This window comes from Providencia sp. PROV080 (genome assembly GCF_033688105.1).
GTDB classification, from domain to species: Bacteria; Pseudomonadota; Gammaproteobacteria; order Enterobacterales; family Enterobacteriaceae; genus Providencia; species Providencia zhejiangensis.
This window is the reverse complement of sequence record NZ_CP096346.1, coordinates 3,871,149-3,891,283: the sequence shown is the minus strand read 5'-3', so window position 1 is coordinate 3,891,283 and position 20,135 is coordinate 3,871,149. Positions and strand designations below refer to the sequence as shown.

Annotated in this window: 17 protein-coding genes and 1 pseudogene; 10 read left to right on the top strand and 8 right to left on the bottom strand. The window is 41.9% G+C overall.

The genetic code is table 11. The features are described from left to right. Position 1: 1 nt before the first annotated feature. The 3 genes from hemX to hemC are packed head-to-tail and all read right to left on the bottom strand — an operon-like array spanning position 2 to position 2,928. On the bottom strand, positions 2-1,228 hold the full coding sequence (gene hemX / locus M1F03_RS17520) for a uroporphyrinogen-III C-methyltransferase (protein ID WP_247047183.1): 1,227 nt from the start codon (positions 1,226-1,228) through the stop codon (positions 2-4). 3 nt (positions 1,229-1,231) lie between these two features. After that, complete coding sequence (locus M1F03_RS17515) at positions 1,232-1,987, bottom strand: uroporphyrinogen-III synthase (protein WP_196713741.1); 756 nt, start codon at positions 1,985-1,987, stop codon at positions 1,232-1,234. Next, on the bottom strand, positions 1,984-2,928 hold the full coding sequence (hemC, locus tag M1F03_RS17510; RefSeq protein WP_154622904.1) for a hydroxymethylbilane synthase: 945 nt from the start codon (positions 2,926-2,928) through the stop codon (positions 1,984-1,986). Before hemC ends, M1F03_RS17515 begins: the two co-directional genes overlap by 4 nt. 722 nt (positions 2,929-3,650) lie before the next feature. Between hemC and M1F03_RS17505 the strand changes: the two genes are divergently transcribed. Beyond that, positions 3,651-6,224 (top strand): class I adenylate cyclase, encoded by a 2,574-nt coding sequence (locus tag M1F03_RS17505; protein WP_163863272.1) that lies wholly within the window; start codon positions 3,651-3,653, stop codon positions 6,222-6,224. 18 nt (positions 6,225-6,242) lie between these two features. Here M1F03_RS17505 and cyaY read toward each other — a convergent pair whose 3' ends face one another. Next, complete coding sequence (gene cyaY, locus M1F03_RS17500; protein ID WP_163863270.1) at positions 6,243-6,560, bottom strand: iron donor protein CyaY; 318 nt, start codon at positions 6,558-6,560, stop codon at positions 6,243-6,245. 273 nt (positions 6,561-6,833) lie between these two features. Between cyaY and lptM the strand changes: the two genes are divergently transcribed. From lptM to M1F03_RS20060, 7 genes are all read left to right on the top strand, one after another. Further along, a complete protein-coding gene (gene lptM / locus M1F03_RS17495) occupies positions 6,834-7,022 on the top strand; it encodes an LPS translocon maturation chaperone LptM (protein ID WP_154622902.1) in 189 nt (62 codons plus the stop codon). Positions 7,023-7,043: 21 nt separating this feature from the next. Then, on the top strand, positions 7,044-7,868 hold the full coding sequence (gene dapF / locus M1F03_RS17490; protein ID WP_163863267.1) for a diaminopimelate epimerase: 825 nt from the start codon (positions 7,044-7,046) through the stop codon (positions 7,866-7,868). A 153-nt stretch (positions 7,869-8,021) separates the two neighbouring features. Beyond that, a complete protein-coding gene (locus tag M1F03_RS17485) occupies positions 8,022-8,726 on the top strand; it encodes a DUF484 domain-containing protein (RefSeq protein WP_154622900.1) in 705 nt (234 codons plus the stop codon). Beyond that, positions 8,708-9,637, top strand: coding sequence for a tyrosine recombinase XerC (xerC, locus tag M1F03_RS17480; protein WP_196713738.1), 930 nt, complete (start codon positions 8,708-8,710; stop codon positions 9,635-9,637). Before M1F03_RS17485 ends, xerC begins: the two co-directional genes overlap by 19 nt. Then, positions 9,637-10,353: a 5-amino-6-(5-phospho-D-ribitylamino)uracil phosphatase YigB gene (gene yigB, locus M1F03_RS17475; RefSeq protein ID WP_154622898.1), complete on the top strand. Its 717-nt coding sequence runs from the start codon at positions 9,637-9,639 to the stop codon at positions 10,351-10,353. The genes xerC and yigB overlap by 1 nt, the downstream gene beginning before the upstream one ends. Before the next feature lie 58 nt (positions 10,354-10,411). Next, on the top strand, positions 10,412-12,577 hold the full coding sequence (gene uvrD / locus M1F03_RS17470) for a DNA helicase II (protein ID WP_251464771.1): 2,166 nt from the start codon (positions 10,412-10,414) through the stop codon (positions 12,575-12,577). A 1,421-nt stretch (positions 12,578-13,998) separates the two neighbouring features. Continuing rightward, entirely contained in the window at positions 13,999-14,184 is a 186-nt protein-coding gene (locus M1F03_RS20060; protein WP_413242963.1) for a colicin-like pore-forming protein, read from the top strand. Here the strand turns inward: M1F03_RS20060 and M1F03_RS17465 are convergent. Beyond that, positions 14,181-14,360: a hypothetical protein gene (locus M1F03_RS17465; RefSeq protein WP_251464770.1), complete on the bottom strand. Its 180-nt coding sequence runs from the start codon at positions 14,358-14,360 to the stop codon at positions 14,181-14,183. The two genes, M1F03_RS20060 and M1F03_RS17465, sit on opposite strands and share 4 nt — an antisense overlap. A 157-nt stretch (positions 14,361-14,517) precedes the next feature. Next, positions 14,518-15,465 (bottom strand): DUF6708 domain-containing protein, encoded by a 948-nt coding sequence (locus M1F03_RS17460; protein ID WP_318840032.1) that lies wholly within the window; start codon positions 15,463-15,465, stop codon positions 14,518-14,520. A gap of 136 nt (positions 15,466-15,601) precedes the next feature. Here M1F03_RS17460 and M1F03_RS17455 point away from each other — a divergent pair. Then, positions 15,602-15,967 (top strand): annotated as a pseudogene (locus M1F03_RS17455) (replication initiation protein); the annotation flags it as partial. 130 nt (positions 15,968-16,097) lie between these two features. After that, positions 16,098-16,289, top strand: coding sequence for a hypothetical protein (locus M1F03_RS17450; protein ID WP_318840031.1), 192 nt, complete (start codon positions 16,098-16,100; stop codon positions 16,287-16,289). A 152-nt stretch (positions 16,290-16,441) separates the two neighbouring features. Here the strand turns inward: M1F03_RS17450 and M1F03_RS17445 are convergent, their stop codons facing one another. Then, complete coding sequence (locus tag M1F03_RS17445) at positions 16,442-17,389, bottom strand: DUF6708 domain-containing protein (RefSeq protein WP_251464767.1); 948 nt, start codon at positions 17,387-17,389, stop codon at positions 16,442-16,444. A 4-nt stretch (positions 17,390-17,393) separates the two neighbouring features. Beyond that, on the bottom strand, positions 17,394-20,015 hold the full coding sequence (locus tag M1F03_RS17440) for a T6SS effector BTH_I2691 family protein (protein ID WP_251464766.1): 2,622 nt from the start codon (positions 20,013-20,015) through the stop codon (positions 17,394-17,396). Between the last annotated feature and the right edge of the window lie 120 nt (positions 20,016-20,135).

Here is a 20,135-nt window from a genome sequence, read left to right as displayed (position 1 = left end):
ATTACCCCTTCTGCTCATTGGCTGGTGCATCAAGAGGTGCTGCCTCTGAATCTTCAGGTTTTGCGACCGCTTTTTCGGGCTGTTTTTCTTCTGTTGGTGCAGCTTCAGCAGGCGTATTAGCCACTTCTTCTGACTGTGCCAACAGATTACGAACGCGTGTTTGCATTACTTTTTCAAGTTTAGGTTGGCTTTCTAAAGCATCAGGCATCTCAGTCGCGATCGGTTGATTTATTAAATCATCAACTTCAGCTAAGAAGGCTTTTGTTGCCGGAGCGTTAACATCAAAATAAGCACGAACCCAAGTAGAAACTTGTTCGAGTGACTGTTTATAGGTTTCTTCTTGATATCGAGGCACCGCTTGTGCAGCGATCAACAATTGAGAACGAATGTTTTCACGTAGATAGATATCTTGATTTGGTGCCAATAATGGGGCTTCTGAACCGTCACGAGCACGTACGGTGATAAAATCATTAGTAAAGTTTTTCCAACTCCGTGATAGATTTTGCTTCCAATCCGCGATATCGCTGGAAACTTCTCCTTCATCTTCAGCTTTTACATCACCGCTGTTAATCTCATTGAGGCGCAAGTTATCGACTTCATTACTCAATTGATTCAAACGAAGAATAATACCGTCATAATCGACTTGATTGATCGCCGCTAAGCTAGCAATATCATTTTTAATGGCTTTACGGATATCAAGCAGGCTAGGGTCATTCATTTCAGCAAGACTAGAATCCGCACTTTTTAAGAGTACCGCGGCCGTGACTGGGTCGTGATCATTCCATAATTTTCTTCCTGCCATTTTGACCATAAAATCAGCCTGTGCCAGTAACCAACTTTTAACATCTGAGCTTGAGAGCGTATTAACATGTGCTTGTAGCTCTTGCATATGACGGTTGAGCTGCTCTTCATATTCACGAGTCTGTGTTTTGATTTCTGACTGTGAGGCGAACAGCGCATCCAAGCGCTGGCGGTCAACTTTTTGCTGTTCGGCTAAATCATTCAACTGTTGCTTCAATTCGTTATTTTCATTCACGAGTTGCGCATTACTTTGTTGAGTAAAATAATAAATACCACCACCAATGGCGATGATAATTGCGATAGCGATGGCACTACCGATGAGACCAGAACGTTTTTGCTCCGAAGACGGCTTGGGTTGGCGGTTTTTTGGGGTTTCCGCGACAGTTTCATTATTAACCGTTTCGGTAGAATTATTTTGTTCCGTCATAAATTAGCATCCCATGTCGGTTGAAAATAAGGCGTCCAATAAAGCATTATTTTCTGCGCTATTTGCCACACAGACCTTTTTCCAACCATTTTGGCGGGCTTGGTCTGCAATCCGTTCGCTGACAACTAATAAGCGGCGATTGAACCACCATTCTTTGGTATTTTCAGCGATTAATTGATTGAGTAAGGCTAACATTTGACCACTACTGATCACAATATCAGTAATATTTGCATTAACCCATTGTTGATTAAACTCTGTTTTATCGTATAAAACAGGGTGTCTCGCATAACATTCACAATACTCAACCTCTGCACCTCTGGAACGTAATGTTGAGGCTAGGAGCTCCCTTCCTCCGTTTCCGCGTAATAGAAGTGCACGTTTACCTTCAAGAAATTGTAATTCAGGAAGGCTAAGTAATGCTTCACTGGTCTCTCCGTGCTCTGGCCAACGGATAGAGCGACCTGTTAACGCCTCAAAATACTGGCCGGTTGAACGACCTATTCCATAGTAGGATAACTTATCTGACCAGTTGCGTCCTACTTGTTTAAGGGTTAAATGTGCATACCAGACCGCATTTTTAGATAAAAGAAAGACTAAATCGTGTTGATCAAGCTGCTGAAGGCGTGATCCCAGTAAATTTAATTCAGCACCCGGCGCAATACTAATGAGCGGGGAAGCGAAAGCATCGCCTCCCTTTGCTTTGATTGCTGCGATGAGTTCGCAACTAGCTGGCTCAGGCCGCGTGACTAGTACTTTCATGCCGGTGGATTCCCTTGGTAAACCACAGAGAGAATTTCGCGGGCGCCTTTATCGAGTAATTCCTCAGCAAGAGAGATCCCTGCTTGTTTTGCTTGTTCTGGGGCGATTAAACGCTCGCCACGAATGACTTGGCTACCATCTGGCGCCCCCACTAAAGCACGTAGCCAAATTTGGTTATTTTGCCAAATCGCATAGCTCCCAATAGGTACTTGGCAACCGCCTTCAAGGCGCATATTCATAGCACGTTCCGCGAGAACACAGATGGCTGTTTCATCGTGGTTAAGTTTTTCGAGTAGTTGACGAGTACGCTCATCCTCTAAGCGGCACTCAATACCCACCGCACCTTGTCCCACGGCTGGTAAGGATTGTTCAGGCGCTAATGCAGTACGAATTCGCGCTTCTAAACCTAACCGTTTCAGCCCCGCGACGGCCAAAATTATGGCATCGTATTCGCCATTATCCAGTTTCGAGAGCCGAGTTCCCACGTTTCCGCGTAGATCGCGGATAATGAGGTCTGGGCGTAGTTCTCGTATTTGGCATTGGCGGCGTAAACTGGACGTTCCCACTATGCTACCGCTAGGTAGAGCCTCAAGGCTGTCAAAGTGATTAGACACAAAAGCGTCACGTGGGTCTTCACGCTCACAGATCGTGACTAAACCGAGCCCTTCTGGAAATTCAACGGGAACATCCTTCATTGAATGCACTGCGATGTCTGCGCGTTTTTCCAGTAAAGCTAACTCTAATTCTTTAACAAATAGACCTTTTCCACCTACTTTAGCTAAGGGAGTATCTAAAATAATATCGCCTTTAGTCACCATCGGTACCAGTTCAACCTGCAAACCGGGGTGTAGTTGTTCGAGCTTCTCTTTAACAAAGTGTGCTTGCCACATAGCTAAAGGGCTTTTACGTGTTGCAATACGGACGATATTTATTGAAGTCATTTCGTTGCTTTCTCAGGCATAAAGGCCATAGATTAACCATACAATTATCCCTAGTTTTAACATTTTAGCGATGGATTTTCCAGTTAACGACGCTAAAGCTAACGATTCATTAATTGCCTTATTAATAGAAAGCGTCTCTTTTTGATAAGGTTGCTGCGACATAAATCATCAAAAAAAGAAAGTAATGCAAAGGATTGTTTAGCTATTTGTGCGGTTAAAGTCGTAAACAAATTTCAATTTAAGTCAATTTAGTGGTGAAGCGTTCAAGCACAGGCCTAATGCGAAATACGTTTGTGATGGATGCTTGGTGTGTTTTTTTTGAGCAATCAGATGATTTGTTATTATTCCATTGATAAACAAGGGATATTCAGTCGCTATAAAAAATAAAAAGCCTTTTTATACAATATGTTGAAAATTAATTTGTATCAAAAATACACAGATAAAATTATGTGATCTACTTTACCCTTTTGCCGCAAGGTGTTAAATTGATCACGTTTCCGACAATTCATTTGAAAATAAATTTAAACTTACTTTTAATTAACGCGAGATGTCGCTAGGCGGCAGGTCGATAAGTCGCTAGGCGTTGTAAAAACTAGGTAACTAGCGCAAGTAAGCATCGTTAGTAGCGCTGCAACTTGAAGTATGACGAGTAGATATTTCTCTTTATTGGGTGCTGGGTATTCCCAGATTTGTCGTTAAGTTCATTCAGCCAGGCGTATCCCTTGTATCTCTATATTGAAACTCTAAAACAGAGACTTGATGCGATAAACCAACTTCGGTTAGATCGTGCGACAGCGTCAATGGATGAAACCTTCTGTAAGGTTTACAGTCTGCTGCCTGTCTTATTTCATTATCATCACCCAATGATGCCTGGCTATATTGAAGGAAACGTCCCTCATGGTGTGTGTTTCTTCACGCCTGATGATGACCAACAAACATGGTTGTCGCAATTTGAAAAATATCTTCCCTCAGCAGATAAAGCGAATGGTGAACTTCCTATCACAGGCATTTATTCCATGGGGAGTACATCATCGATAGGTCAAAGCCAATGTTCAGATATTGATATTTGGGTTTGTCATCCCTCTTGGTTGGATAGTGAAGAAAAGCGCCTATTACAGAAAAAATGCACATTAATCGAACAGTGGGCGGCTTCTCTTGGCATTGATGTGACGGTTTTTTTGATCGATGAAAATCGTTTTAGACACCATGCGAGTGGCCATATTGGCGGAGAAGATTGCGGTTCAACACAACATATTTTATTGCTTGATGAATTCTACCGTACCGCGGTACGTATGGCGGGTAAAAGGCTGTTATGGACCATGGTACCCGTCGAAGAAGAACATCATTATGATGAATATGTGATGTCGCTTTATGCTCAGGGGGTATTAACGCCAAATGAATGGCTAGACCTCGGTGGATTGGGCGAACTGTCTGCCGCTGAATACTTTGGTGCAAGTTTGTGGCAATTATATAAAAGTGTCGACTCACCTTATAAAGCGGTTTTAAAAAGCTTACTATTAGAATCTTATTCGTGGGATTATCCAAAAGGCAAATTACTCGCATTAGAATTTAAACGCCATCTCCACGCTGGCGAGATAGTTTGTTACGGTTTAGATTCTTATTGTTTAATGTTAGAACGTGTTACCCGCTATTTAATCGAAATTAATGATACTACTCGCCTTGATTTAATTCGTCGTTGTTTCTACCTCAAAGTCTGTGAAAAACTCTCTAAAGATACTGAAGATGAATGTTCTGGCTGGCGCCGTGATGTACTTTCACAGTTAGTTGAATCATGGGGGTGGGGTGCTGAACGTTTAGAGATGTTAGATTTGCGCAATCAATGGAAAATTGAGCGTGTTCGTGAAGCCCATAATGAGTTACTCGACACGATGATGCAAAGTTACCGTAACCTGATCCGCTTTGCTCGTCGTAATAATTTAAGTGTTAGTGCCAGCCCACAAGATATTGGCGTATTAACCCGTAAGTTATATGCTGCTTTTGAAGCGCTACCGGGTAAAGTGACACTTGTTAACCCGCAAATCTCTCCAGACCTCAGTGAGCCACATCTTACGTTTATTTATGTTCCTTCTGGCCGCGCGAATCGTAGCGGTTGGTATTTGTATAACCAAGCACCACATATTGACACCATTATTGGTCATCAACCGCTCGAATATAACCGTTATTTGAACAAACTGGTCGCTTGGGCTTACTTTAACGGATTACTGACTGAAAATACTCAGGTGTATATGCATCATGGTCAGTCTCAATGTGATGAGAAGAAGTTACTTGAATTGATGCATGACGTTTCAGGGCATTTTCCGATTCGCTTACCGGCCCCAACGCCAAAAGCCTTGTATAGTCCTTGTGAAATCCGCCACTTAGCCATTATCGTCAATTTAGAAAAAGATCCGACACAAGTTTATTCCGACCAAGTGGTACATTTTGATTTCAGAAAGCTAGACGTGTTTAGTTTTGGTGAAGAACAACGTTGCCTAATTGGTAGTATTGATCTGCTGTATCGCAACTCTTGGAATGAAGTGAGAACACTTCACTTTAGCGGCGAGCAATGCATGTTAGAGGCACTCAAAACCATTTTAGGTAAAATGCATCAAGATGCTGCGCCGCCAGATGCGGTGGAAGTCTTCTGTTATTGTGAGCATTTACGTGGCCTAGTGAGAACACGTGTACAACAGTTGGTTTCAGAGTGCATTGACTTGCGTTTATCAAGTAATCGCAATGACCCCGGTCGTTTCAAAGCGTTACGGATTGCTGGGCAAACATGGGGCTTATTCTTTGAACGGTTAAATGTTTCAGTTCAGAAACTGGAAAATGCGGTTGAGTTCTATGGGGCCATTTCTCACAATAAATTACATGGTTGGCCTGTCAAATTAAACGCCAAAGAAAATAACCATTTACCCGCCGTTGTTGACGGTTATGCAAGTGAGGGTATCGTACAGTTTTTCTTTGAAAATACCGCAGATAACACAGGCTTTAACATTTATGTTTTAGATGAAGCCAACCGAGTGGAAATTTACTCTCACTGTGAGGGTTCCAAAGAAGACTTAGTACGAGACGTTAGCCGTTTCTATTCATCGTCTCATGACCGTTTTACGTACGGTGCTAATTTTATTAATTTTAATTTGCCTCAGTTCTATCAAATTGTGACTCATAAAGGCAAAAGCCAAGTGATACCCTTTTCAGGCGGAACTTGGCCTTTCGATATTGAAGAGCAGGATGAATTAATGAATGCTGGGCATTTTGATACTTCACCGCATCATCAAGCCCATCATTATTGAGCGGACGAATCGTTAATACTAAAACGTAAAAGGCTCACCGCTTTGCGCGCTAATAGCTTGTGCGAGCATCTCCGTGAATCGTTGCCCTGAACGATCGCATACCCACTCATTATCTTTATAGTCGTAGTGATAGCCGCCGTGTTTCGTGGCGAGCCAAATTTGGTGGAAAGGCTCTTGTCGATTGATAATGATTTTGCTGCCATCTTCAAAACTGAGCGTCATGACACCACCATTCGTTTCACAATCAATATCTGCATCACCGTCATAATTGTCCAAATGTTGTTCAATAGAAGCCATCATTTGATCGGCAAGTTGGTGAAATTCACTGTCATTCACGGTTAATTTCCTATCAGCTTAAATAATTTACTAATAGAAATTATAGGTGTGAATATCAGTGAGGGTCAATCAACGAAAAGGGAGGACGCAGGGTAACTTTCTTTTGAGAATACTAAAACATTTGTTGGTGACTGTTCTTTTAAGCATTATGCTATTGTGGGTAGGGAATAAAATCACGATACAATTGATGAACAATAGTGATTTGCTTAGGCTGCCCTGTTAATCTGTTAACCCTATTCAGACGTCAAAAGTTAGTTTTACAGGCGAAATATAATGAAAAAAAGTTTAGTTGGACTCTCTGCGTTTATTATGTTGTTGACTCTTTCTGGTTGTGGCTTAAAAGGCCCTCTCTATTTTCCACCAGAAGAACAGGCTTCAGCATCACAAACTGAAGATGTTGAACCTAAGGCACAAAATAGTACCGCGGCAGATTCACGAGCGCCGTCTTCAAATCAACAATAAGCTGCTGCGATGGAGCGGATTATGCAATTTTCTAAAATGCATGGCTTAGGTAATGATTTCATGGTCGTCGACGGCGTCACTCAGAATGTTTATTTTTCTCCTGAGCTGATTAGCCGCCTTGCGGATAGACATACAGGGGTTGGCTTTGATCAACTGTTGTTAGTTGAGGCGCCTTATGATCCTGATTTAGATTTTCATTATCGTATCTTCAATGCAGATGGAAGTGAAGTTGCACAATGTGGCAATGGTGCTCGCTGTTTTGCACGTTTCGTACGTTTAAAAGGGCTGACAAATAAACAAAAAATTAAAGTCAGTACTCAAGCAGGTCGCATGACATTGACGATCAATGAAAATGACGATGTTTGCGTGAATATGGGGGAACCTGAATTTGAACCTCAGAAAATACCTTTTCGCGCTATCAAAGCAGAAAAAACCTATATTATTAGAGCGTTAGAACGTACAGTATTATGTGGTGTGGTTTCGATGGGAAATCCTCACTGTGTTATTCAGGTTGAAAGTGTAAAAACAGCTGAAGTGGAAATTTTAGGCCCTGTTCTTGAGAGCCATGAACGGTTTCCAGAACGCGTTAATGTCGGTTTCATGGAAATAATCAATGCGAACCATATCAGCTTACGTGTGTTTGAACGTGGAGCGGGAGAAACGCAGGCATGCGGTAGTGGTGCTTGTGCCGCGGTGGCAATCGGTATCCAGCAAGGGTTATTATCAAATCGAGTGAAAGTTGACTTGCCAGGAGGATCCCTTGATATTAGTTGGGAAGGGCCTGGCCATCCATTATATATGACAGGGCCTGCGAGTCATGTTTATGATGGGGTACTACAACTTTAAGCTTTATTTCGCGACTCAAGAAATTGCAAGTGACAGCGTTATTGGCTGTACGCGTTGGCGTTAGCGACCTGTTTTGTGACTGACTAGCGCCTTATTTGCCATCTAACTATACTGGGATTTATTTAGAGTAGACTTAATCATCAAGAGGTTATAATGGATAAACTGAAAATAGAGCCAGATAGCCCTTATCAAATTGATGATCGCCAAGTGGCGCGTTACTTACAGGAACAGCCCGACTTCTTTATCCGCAATGCTTCGCTTGTTGAGCAACTTTCAATACCGCATGCAATACAGGGGACAATTTCGTTACCTGAAGCGGTGATGAATCGACAGCGACTAAAAATCAAACAGCTCGAACAAGATATCTGTTTCATGGTTGAACAAGCGCATGAAAATGGTTTGTTATTTGATGAGTTACTGTATCTTGTCATCGATATGTCAATGGCGCAAAGCCTGAATGAGATGCTCAGCAGTTTAAATCGCTGGGCAAAAAAACTCGGCCTATCAGGGGCATCTGTTCGTTTATTTAGTGATTGTTGGCGGTTGTCTGCTCCTCTTGATGCGCAAGCACTTGTGGTTTCCCGTAGTGCGTTCGAATCTATTCGCCTTCAGCGTTTTGGAGAGAAAACGCATTATTTAGGTACGCTGAATGGCCCTGAAATACAACTGCTGTTGCCGGAAGCTATGAATGTAGGCTCGGTAGCGATTTCTCTCTTTGGTCATCATGGGGAATCAGGAATGGTCATTTTTACTAGCCGAAATCGAGACCATTATCAATCTGGTATGGGAACAGTGATGTTAGAAAAAGTGGCTCAAATTCTACCGAGGTTATTATGCCGATGGATAGAACGCTTATAACGACTCAGCCGGAAGGGCTGATGACCCAAGTCGAAGCATTTTTACGTTATTTACATGTTGAGCGTAGATTAAGCCCTGTCACGATCACTAATTATCGCCGCCAGCTCACGACAGTGACAGAAATGCTCAATGAAATGAAGGTGAGTGAGTGGCAACAGCTTGATGTCGTTAAAGCCCGTAATATCGCGGCTAAAAGCCGTCGAGCAGGCTTGCAAGCAGCCAGTATGGCGCTGCGATTGTCTGCATTACGGAGTTTTTGTGATTGGATGGTACAACAAGGTGAATTACCGGCTAATCCAGTCAAAGCAGTACAGGCGCCAAAAGCGAAAAAGCGACTGCCAAAGAATATGGATGTTGATGAAGTCTCACAATTACTGAATATGGACAGCGGTGACCCACTGGTGGTGCGAGACAGAACCATGTTAGAAGTGATGTATGGCGCGGGGCTGCGTTTATCTGAATTAGTTGGATTAGATATTCGTCATTTAGATCTCGCCTCGGGTGAAGTCAAAGTGATGGGAAAAGGCAGTAAAGAACGTAAAATCCCATTAGGTAAAACCGCGGTGAGTTGGTTAACACGTTGGCTAGAAATGCGTGAGTTATATGCACCGGAAGATAATGCCGTTTTTATTTCGACACAGAGTGGCAAACGAATATCAAACCGTAATGTGCAAAAACGTTTTGAGCAATGGGGCATTAAACAAGGGGTAAATAGCCATATTAACCCACATAAGTTGCGCCATTCATTTGCAACACATATTCTTGAATCAAGTGGTAATTTACGCGGTGTGCAAGAATTGCTCGGCCATGCCAACTTATCAACAACGCAAATCTATACACACTTAGATTTTCAGCATTTGGCTAATGTTTATGATGTGGCTCATCCCAGAGCAAAAAGGGAGAAACCTTAATGCATTTTTACCGTCCGCTGTCACCGATTCAAGCGATAACGTTTGATTTGGATGATACTTTATATGATAACCATCCGGTCATTGATAAAACGGAAGAAGAGGTATTACGTTTTGTCCGTGAATATGATCCACAATTCAGTCATTTTACTCATCATGATTTGTATACTTTTCGTCGCATTGTGGCTGAACAAGAACCGGATATTTGCCACGATATCACCCGCTGGCGCTGGTTATCATCGAAAATGATGTTTTGCCATTATGGATATAGCCGAGAAGACGCTCTAAAAGGGGCGGATGAACTAATGGCTCATTTTACTTATTGGCGAAATCAAATAGATATTCCTGAATCAACCCACCAGATATTAGCTCAGCTTGCAGAAAAATTACCCCTAGTGGCGATTACCAATGGTAATGCAGAGCCAGATGCTTGTGGCTTGGGGCAATATTTTCAGTTTGTGTTGAAAGCAGGGCCGGATGGGCGCTCAAAACCTTATTGTGATATGTATCGGCTAGCCGCGCAAAAACTCGATTTACAGCCTCATGCTATTTTACATGTGGGCGATAATCTATTGACGGATGTAGAGGGTGCTATTCGTAGTGGTATGCAAGCCTGTTGGATTAACGTCGACAATAAAACACTCATGGAAGAGAAAGATGTACGCTTATTGCCGCATGTTGAAATTTCGCAGTTGGCTTCTCTATTGTCGCTGGTATAATCATTTTTCTGTATAAAAACACAGTGGTCGTGGCCACTGTCCTGCTTTGATGGTAATTATGGACGTTTCTTATCTGCTCGAAGGCCTTAATGATAAACAGCGTGAGGCAGTTGCTGCATCACGCACTAACTTATTAGTACTTGCAGGTGCAGGTAGTGGTAAAACGCGCGTATTGGTACACAGAATCGCTTGGTTAATGGCGGTTGAGCATGCATCACCATTCTCGATCATGGCAGTGACCTTTACCAACAAAGCAGCAGCAGAAATGCGCCATCGTATCAATCAGTTGATTGGCTCAAGTGAAGGTGGCATGTGGATTGGTACTTTCCACGGTTTAGCCCATCGCTTACTACGTCAACACTATTTGGATGCTGGCTTACCACAAGATTTCCAAATTCTCGATAGCGATGACCAATATCGATTAATTCGTCGGTTGTTAAAAGCGATGAATCTTGATGAAAAACAATGGCCCCCCCGCCAAGGAATGTGGTACATCAACGGTAAAAAAGATGAGGGATTACGTCCTCAACATATCGAATGTTATGGTAACCCGATAGAAAGTACATGGTTAAAAGTGTATCAAGCTTATCAAGAGGCTTGTGATCGTGCTGGGTTAGTCGATTTTGCTGAGTTGTTATTACGAGCCCATGAATTATGGCTCAATAAGCCCCATGTATTGCAACACTATCGTGAACGCTTCACGAATATTCTCGTCGACGAATTCCAAGATACGAACAGCATTCAATACGCTTGGATCCGCGTGTTAGCTGGCGAAACGGGTAAGGTGATGATTGTTGGCGATGATGATCAATCAATTTACGGCTGGCGTGGGGCACAAGTGGAAAATATTCAGCGTTTTTTGAATGACTTCCCTGGAGCTGAAACAATCCGTCTTGAACAAAATTACCGTTCCACTAACAATATTCTGAAAGCTGCGAATGCCTTAATTGCGCATAATAGCGATCGATTAGGGAAAAATTTATGGACGGAAGATGGCGATGGTGAGCCGATTTCCCTCTACTGTGCTTTTAATGAATTAGATGAAGCGCGCTATATTGTCAGCCGTATAAAACAGTGGCAAGAAAATGGTGGTGCTTTGCAGGATTGTGCGATGCTATATCGTAGCAACGCGCAATCTCGTGTGTTGGAAGAGGCATTAATTCAAAGTGCTATGCCATATCGCATTTATGGTGGACAACGCTTCTTTGAACGTCAAGAAATTAAAGATGCACTGTCTTATTTAAGGCTGATTGCTAATCGTAATGACGATGCCTCCTTTGAACGTGTGGTAAATACGCCAACGCGAGGTATTGGCGATCGTACTCTGGATACCGTACGCCAAACCGCACGAGACCAACAATTAACCTTATGGGAAAGTTGTGAATATTTACTTCGTGAGCAAGTTCTTGGGGGTCGTGCCGCGGCGGCTATTGAACGTTTTCTCGAATTGGTCGATGCGCTGGCGAAAGAAACGCAAGATATGCCCTTACATGTACAAACGGATAGAGTGATTAATGACTCTGGTCTACGTGCGATGTATGAGCAAGAGAAAGGTGAAAAAGCACAGGCTCGCATCGAAAACTTGGAAGAGTTGGTGAACGCAACCCGCGATTTTAGTTATCAAGATGAAGATCAGGATTTGATGCCGCTACAAGCCTTTTTATCACATGCCGCATTGGAATCGGGTGATGGCCAAGCCGATGTGAATCAAGATGCGGTGCAGTTAATGACACTACACTCAGCAAAAGGACTCGAATTCCCAATCGTCTTTATCGTTGGTATGGAAGAAGGGATGTTCCCTAGCCAAATGTCAATGGATGAAAGCGGTCGCTTAGAAGAAGAGCGTCGCTTAGCTTATGTTGGGATCACGCGAGCGATGCAAAAGCTGACGATCACGTATGCGGAAAGTCGTCGTTTATATGGTAAAGAAGTTTATCACCGCCCATCACGTTTTATTGCGGAGTTGCCGACAGAATGTGTGGAAGAAGTTCGTTTACGTGCAACGGTTTCTCGTCCTGTTAATCATCAGCGCCTTGGCACACCAGTAACCCAAAATGATTCAGGTTATGCGTTAGGCCAACGTGTACGGCACCCTAAATTTGGTGAAGGTACTATTATTAATTTGGAAGGAAGTGGAGAACATTGTCGTTTGCAAATTGCTTTCCAAGGTCAAGGCATTAAATGGCTCGTGGCATCCTATGCTCGGCTAGAAAATGTATCATAAGTTATTTTTCCCCCGTAGAGTGTCATAAACAAAATATGGCATTCTACCTAATATACGGTGTGTTTTAATTTCACGAGGCATATTAAAACACATAAAAATAAAATAGATTGTAATTATCAATTAATAATATATTTAAACTCATTTTCACTGTAATTATTTTATTGCTTTTTTATATAAATTATAAATTTGTTTTTTCGATTTTTTGCTTATAGCATGATTTGCGTTTTAATAATCATTAATTCAAGGACGATGAGTGTGAATTGGGCAATTGAAAAAATAAACGATGATCTCATTGGAGATTTTCGTCGCAATACAACATTAAGCTGATCGCTTCCCTTTCTTCAGTACAGGTATAAAGTAGAGTTTCCTGCCTTTTTTCTCCTGAAAAAGAGGTCATCTGACATGAAAAAGACACGTTATACTGAAGAACAGATAGCGTTTGTCCTGAAATAGGCTGAAACCAGCACCCGGGTGGAGGAAGTGTTTGCGGCAAGCTCTGAAGCTGCGAGTTTCATTAAATTGGATTCATCGCGATGAATCACAATATTGTCATTAGCACTGAGGGTGAGTTTATTCGTTTTGGCTAACTGGGTATTATCAAAATTGATGCTTTTCCCTGCTTGGATATGTAACGAATTTGTGGCGTTAATCACCGAGGGGTGATAATACATTATCTTTAAAGGCAGAAACGGAAATCCCCACTAATTCAATTTGGTTCGCGTTAAAACACAAGGCATTATCACTAGTGCTTTTCTGTGTCGGGTCTACCGTAACAGTATTTTGATTTTCAAGGGCCTCTCGTTGCTGTTTTTCCGATTCTAAGCGCTTTTTTGTTTTGTCTCTATTGGCTGGAAATCATAAGGGCTCAGAATAACTGAGTTCCGTAAAGACGATTAAAGGTAAGAACAAGACAGCAGGGATCAGTTTTATCATAATAAGTGAATACCATTAATCGTACAAAAAGTTAAATTTCGCTTAAGGTAAAGAGTCATTAACCTAATGGCAAGAGAAATCATCAAGAAAGGATATAAAAACTGGATTTGATTACCTTTGAAGGTTAATTCAATGCAAAATATTGTTTTTCTATTATTTATTTTTTTGTTGGCGAAATAATTTTCTTTAAGTTGGTTTGGCAAGCAGTAATTACGACTATTTTAGGTAAGGTATCTTTACTACTTTGTCCTGAATTGAATGATAGCGTTAATGAAAAGGGGATGTTGGGAAGCAACGAAACGATAACAATGGTTAATGGGTTAAATAGAATGGCTAAGATTTGTTAAACTGACTAATGTTTGGAACGGGCTGCTAGTGGTTAAAATGATTGCTTAACGACGTTTACTGTTCCATTGCTTCCCAAACCTCGGGGTCTAACTTCTATTTGAAATACAATAAAAAACAACGAACAAATCTCTTAAGCTAATATTAATAAAAAAATTAATGCCAAAGATCGCCAAGCAATAGTCATAGCGTTAGAATCAGTTGAAATTGCCGATGCCACCAAAAAATTTAAACTGTTGAGTAAAGGCATGGGGTATGTTGGACCAGCAATTGATGGTTATGAGCTTTTCTTTGTTGAGTTACCTAATGCAATAAAAAGTGATAATTAGCGATCTTTTTTTGTTAAAGCAACGATTGGAAGACAAAGATGCTCATATTGATAGCTTAAAAAATGCCATGCTATTAATCGAATCCAAGCTACCAACAACATCTGAACCAGTTGCATCAGTGCCAGCCAAAAAATCTTGGCAATTCTGGACAAATAGCCGTTTGGTATCATTTCCATGCTGAAACCCAAACCGCCATTTTGATAACAAACGAGCAATATCAAAAATGGTGTTTTTACGGGTGAAAAGAAGTGGTTTTAGCCCATTGAGTAGATTTTTGAATGAGTGCCTAAGTGGCGTTATGCTTAAGCACCCTTATGTTAAATACGGAGAATCTCACCCCTTTTTTGAGAAAAACGTGCGCCACAAGTTTTTCGGATTCATTGAGGCATCCAAACGATAGGGATCGTCCTCCGCCATGCGACATTGAGCTTGAACTTCTTCAGGCCAAATTGGGCGTCGACTGGTTAAAATCGCCACATAACGTGGGAGACTGAATAAAAACGCCAACGGAGCAAGAAAGGGCAATACGACAATGGGCGCCCCATTGTAGATAGTCATTAAATAAAAAAAGGTAAATCCATAACCTTCTTTTTTCTCAGCTATTGGCAGGCAAAAAGAGATACGCGAAGTCAATCCTTCCGGCCCTTCTTCCATGTATCGCCGCACAAACTCCCAATGGGCCTTTAAGGCGGGAATATTGTTATGGGAGGCAGGTAAACAAAAAGTATCGACAATGGTCTCACCATCCTCTGCAAGAACATGCCCGCTAATGTAGCAATCACTACCATGCATTGCGGCGGTGGTAAAAAAAAGATCATCCCATCGCGCACTAAATACGGAACCATCATGACGATGCGCATGGACAAGTTGGTTTTTACGATCAAATCGGATGGGATAGTGCGTCCAAGCAAACCACTCTTTTTTTAAGAGAAACAACATCCCGAATCCTGTCGGGAGAAAAATAGCCCCTACAAATAAAAGTGCTAGCCATTCCTCTAATGAATATTGCTGATAGACAATAGTTGTTACTATCATTGAAAAATAACCAATAATCGTCATAAAAGCCCCAGCAGAGGCAATAAAGCTCAAATAGCCTTTTGACGAATAGTATTTATCCACCATTTCTAAATAGTGCGAGTTTATCTCAATCACTTTCAAGTCAGGCATTAATTGATCAGACTCAAAATCCAGCCGTACTTTTTGCTCTAACTGTGTGGCACGTTCGCGCGCATTCAGTGGGCGATTGAGCTTAAATTGGGGAAATAATCCGTAAATATCCATATTCTTATCCTAATGCACGTTCAAAGGCGTCCATTTCCATGGCCATGGTCGGGTAAATGTCGGGCCATTCACTTTGAGGGATATGCGCGGGCACTTGACGCCACAGGCATTGCTCTAACCATTTTTGGATCTTATATTAGTTTTTTCAGATTTGATTATACCATATTTAACTCAATTAAAAGGCCAATTCACTAGTATTGCTGTTAAAAATGTATCTGCTCTTAAAAGGACATATAGCATACGAATTTATGAATTATTAATGCAATTCAAGAAGACAGGTGATCGACTTATAAGCGTCTATGACTTCCGGTCTATGCTCGGATTGGAGGAAAAATATAGTCAATTTAAAAGATTAAATGACGATGTCATAAAACCGGCGATTCAAGAATTAAATGAAAAAAGTGATCTAATGGTTTTAGTTGATACTGTCAAAAAAGGTCGTAGAGTTGTCGCTTTACACTTCCAATTTAAAGGAGATAAACAAATAAAAATGGCAATCTAATGGCTCAGGTAAGTATTTCAGAAGCAGCTAAGCTAATAGGAAAAAGTCGCAGGACAATACAACGTTATGTCGCGACAGGAAAACTATCATTGTCACCCATGATAATGACAGCTCAAAATTAGAAAATGAGTTGCTGAAAAAAGAAATTGAGTTTTTAAAGCAACGGTTAGAAGACAAAGATGCTCATGTTGATAGCTTAAAAAATGCCATGCTATTAATCGAATCCAAGCTACTAACAACATCTGAACCAGTTGCATCAGTGCCAGCCAAAAAATCTTGGCAATTCTGGAAAAATAGCCGTTTGGTATCATTTCCATGCTGAAACCCAAACCGCCATTTTGATAACAAACGAGCAATATCAAAAATGGTGTTTTTACGGGTGAAAAGAAGTGGTTTTAGCCCATTGAGTAGATTTTTGAATGAGTGCCTAAGTGGCGTTATGCTTAAGCACCCTTATGTTAAATACGGAGAATCTCACCCCTTTTTTGAGAAAAACGTGCGCCACAAGTTTTTCGGATTCATTGAGGCATCCAAACGATAGGGATCGTCCTCCGCCATGCGACATTGAGCTTGAACTTCTTCAGGCCAAATTGGGCGTCGACTGGTTAAAATCGCCACATAACGTGGGAGACTGAATAAAAACGCCAACGGAGCAAGAAAGGGCAATACGACAATGGGCGCCCCATTGTAGATAGTCATTAAATAAAAAAAGGTAAATCCATAACCTTCTTTTTTCTCAGCTATTGGCAGGCAAAAAGAGATACGCGAAGCCAATCCTTCCGGCCCTTCTTCCATGTATCGTCGCACAAACTCCCAATGGGCCTTTAAGGCGGGAATATTGTTATGAGAGGCGGGTAAACAAAAAGTATCGACAATGGTCTCACCATCCTCGGCAAGAACATGCCCGCTAATGTAGCAATCACTACCATGCATTGCGGCGGTGGTAAAAAAAAGATCATCCCATCGCGCACTAAATACGGAACCATCATGACGATGAGCATGGACGAGTCGATTTTTACGATCAAATCGGATGGGGTAATGCGTCCAAGCAAACCACTCTTTTTTTAAGAGAAACAACATCCCGAATCCTGTCGGGATTGCCATAATTCCTATGATTAAAAGCCCAAGCGTTTCCTCTAATGAATATTGCTGATAGATAATGGTTTTTACAATCATTGAAAAAAAAGTACCAAGTATCAAAAAAGCCCCAGTAGAGGCAATAAAGCTCAAATAGCCTTTTGACGAATAGTATTTATCCACCATTTCTAAATAGTGCGAGTTTATCTCAATCACTTTCAAGTCAGGCATTAATTGGTCAGTCTCAAAATCCAGCCGTACTTTTTGCTCTAACTGTGTGGCACGTTCGCGCGCATTCAGTGGGCGATTGAGCTTAAATTGGGGAAATAATCCGTAAATATCCATATTCTTATCCTAATGCACGTTCAAAGGCGTCCATTTCCATGGCCATGGTCGGGTAAATGTCGGGCCATTCACTTTGAGGGATATGCGCGGGCACTTGACGCCACAGGCATTGTTCTAACCATTTTTGGATCTTATTTTGCCCTTTGATGGCAATGTAAATCGCTGCCCCAATCATAATGAGCACCGCTAACAAGGTTAATACCGCAAACGCCGCGAGCATCTTCGAAAAAATAATAACGGTTAACCATATTCCTGATACTCCAGAGGCAAAATAGGCAATTGAAAGTCCTATGTTTTTTTTATTTCTTTCTTCATTTGCATGATAAATATCAAATGCTACGGAGACAACCCCAGCAGCAATACCCACGCCTTTGCCAATCCCGATAACCAGACTCTTGAACGCCGTTGAATTTCTAAACAGCATTTTTTGCGCCAAATTGTCAAACGACGCAAAACGTTTCATTCCTTCTTCGACTAGTCCAACCGACGCACTGACAACCCCTGCAACCCCAGCATAAAATCGACTGTGCGCTTCAAACACCTCTTCCGGTAAGGTTTTCTTATTTTCCAAATCCATCGAGTGGAACAGCGCGACACTTTGAAGAATGCCTGACACTATTCCTGCTCCAATGACCATCCCGGATTTTCCTTTTCCGGATGTCATGCTGGTGCGCATCCGCGCAATGCTGGCAGACTCTGTTTCTGAATGTAATTGTAACAACTGACTGAGGGCTTTTTCTTGTTCTTTAGGGGTAAGTAATTTAATTCGGTCTAATTCACTGGTATCAATGTCAATCCAATATTTTAATATTCGATTTTGCTCCATCGGTAATCCAGCGACCTTCAATCGTTTGAGTTTGTTGTACACATGCTTTCTGATTTCATTCTCATTCAAATCATGGTTATGATCACTGAGTCTAACCAAAGTATTCACGACATCTTTAACAAAGTGGCGATACGTGCCTGCTTTACGCACAGGGATAATGGCTTTATTACTGAAGGCCCCGAGCGCTGCCACAAAGCCATACATTTTTTCTGAACTCATGGCTTTATCGACCGTGTTCATGACCACGGTGGCAAGATTACCGAGATACACCGCCATGATATTTTGAGAGGTAATTTGGTGGGGTTCTATTAACTTAGCGAACGCATCCGCTAATCCTGCCCAATTGAGTGACAGCATATCCACAGAGGATTGGGTTGCCTCGTCTATTTTTTTGATTAAGGCATCTTGGTTGAAAACCAATGCTCGCCCTAAAATATTGGTGGGGTCAGACAAACTTTTTAACAGTGAGCTTGAGAAATAGTCCAAACTGCCTTTTTTGTCCGACATTTTAATAATGCAATAGCTTACCGTGGCAGTATAGGCAATCCCACTGATCAAATCCCGCGTATCAAAATGTTGCTGAAAATAATGCATTAATGTTGGTGACTGAAACCAATCCAAGTACAACTGCGTTCGAGGACTAACTACACGGGTATTGTATTCTTCTAAAATGCTCTGAAAACGAAGATTGAATGCATCATAGGCCTCAGTATTATAATACTGCTCATATTCAGCCCAATGCGCCTGCGTTTTTGCCATTATCATGGCTCGGCGGTTTTGGATAAACGCGCTGTCCAATTCATCCTCTTCCAACTCGACGGTGATATCGCCATCGGGATAGGTATCAATACTTTTAATGTATGCGGCTTCACGTAATGTGGTGGTGATATAATTTTCTTGAAATTGGTCTCTAATACTGTTTTTGACACCTGAAATCGCCCCCAGTAGCATGACTTGTCGCTTAATATCAGGGCGCTGATAGACATGCTTATCCAACTCATATTCAATCAGTGTAGGCAAGTCCCTCAAAATCCCCGTTGGGTCTTGCAAGACAAGAAGCGCCCCGTTGGGATGAAGATCTTGATGTGCCGTCATTTCGACCTGTTGACCGGTTGCAATGGGGCTGAACTTCGACGTGATGGGGTACACCAAGGACTTAAGTCCTTCAAGAAGATCGAGCTGCGCGATAAGCGCTGACCACTTCCACATTTGGCTTTTTTTGACGTGCTGAGAGTAATCTGCGATGGTATTTTCCAACTCAGATAATGGTAACGTCTGAGCAGTCGATTGCGTATTGAGCCATGCATCCATGTCAAAGGGCTGCATGTACCGCTCTCGGTGGCTTTTATCTTCAAACTGCTTACGAATGGTCTCGGTCCATTTCACTTCCGACCAAGCAAACCAAAAGAGTCCATTTTTCATTCCGTCAGGCATCACCGGTAAAGTGACAAGAGAAGCTTTAGCTAACTCTTCAGGTTGGTCAATGCAGGGTTTGATTTTACCGGAGGCGACTTCATCAGGCACGTCACCATTTTCAGGGAGTGGGTAGAAAAAACCGCCTTCGGTGACAAAATAATTAATCCATGCATTGCCGAATTCATCCCAAATATTCAGGTATCCAGAGCGCATCAAGCGTAAGGTATAGGCGGTTTCGCCTTGGGCGGGAATAGGCACTTGAATAGACTCGGGCATGACTGGCAGAATATCATGTTGAGACATAATGGCAGGACGGACGGGTAAAATAGGGAGTCCGCGACGCTGACAAAAACGGCATCCTTCTCGTTTAGGGGATTTAGACATACGATTTCAGCTCCATGAAATAAACGATAAAATAACATCAAATAGAAAAATCTAAGTTAAGTTAACATTAATTCTGAAAAGCTCAAACTGAAAGCACGTATAAGACTCATTATGTCAAAC

Coding starts and splice junctions, on each gene's coding strand:
- M1F03_RS17440 (WP_251464766.1), bottom strand. CDS start 20,015: ATGTCTAAATCCCCTAAACGAGAAGGATGCCGTTTTTGTCAGCGTCGC.
- M1F03_RS17515 (WP_196713741.1), bottom strand. CDS start 1,987: ATGAAAGTACTAGTCACGCGGCCTGAGCCAGCTAGTTGCGAACTCATC.
- hemC (WP_154622904.1), bottom strand. CDS start 2,928: ATGACTTCAATAAATATCGTCCGTATTGCAACACGTAAAAGCCCTTTA.
- M1F03_RS17485 (WP_154622900.1), top strand. CDS start 8,022: ATGGATAAACTGAAAATAGAGCCAGATAGCCCTTATCAAATTGATGAT.
- yigB (WP_154622898.1), top strand. CDS start 9,637: ATGCATTTTTACCGTCCGCTGTCACCGATTCAAGCGATAACGTTTGAT.
- lptM (WP_154622902.1), top strand. CDS start 6,834: ATGAAAAAAAGTTTAGTTGGACTCTCTGCGTTTATTATGTTGTTGACT.
- M1F03_RS17445 (WP_251464767.1), bottom strand. CDS start 17,389: ATGGATATTTACGGATTATTTCCCCAATTTAAGCTCAATCGCCCACTG.
- xerC (WP_196713738.1), top strand. CDS start 8,708: ATGGATAGAACGCTTATAACGACTCAGCCGGAAGGGCTGATGACCCAA.
- hemX (WP_247047183.1), bottom strand. CDS start 1,228: ATGACGGAACAAAATAATTCTACCGAAACGGTTAATAATGAAACTGTC.
- uvrD (WP_251464771.1), top strand. CDS start 10,412: ATGGACGTTTCTTATCTGCTCGAAGGCCTTAATGATAAACAGCGTGAG.
- M1F03_RS17465 (WP_251464770.1), bottom strand. CDS start 14,360: ATGGAAATGATACCAAACGGCTATTTGTCCAGAATTGCCAAGATTTTT.
- dapF (WP_163863267.1), top strand. CDS start 7,044: ATGCAATTTTCTAAAATGCATGGCTTAGGTAATGATTTCATGGTCGTC.
- M1F03_RS17460 (WP_318840032.1), bottom strand. CDS start 15,465: ATGGATATTTACGGATTATTTCCCCAATTTAAGCTCAATCGCCCACTG.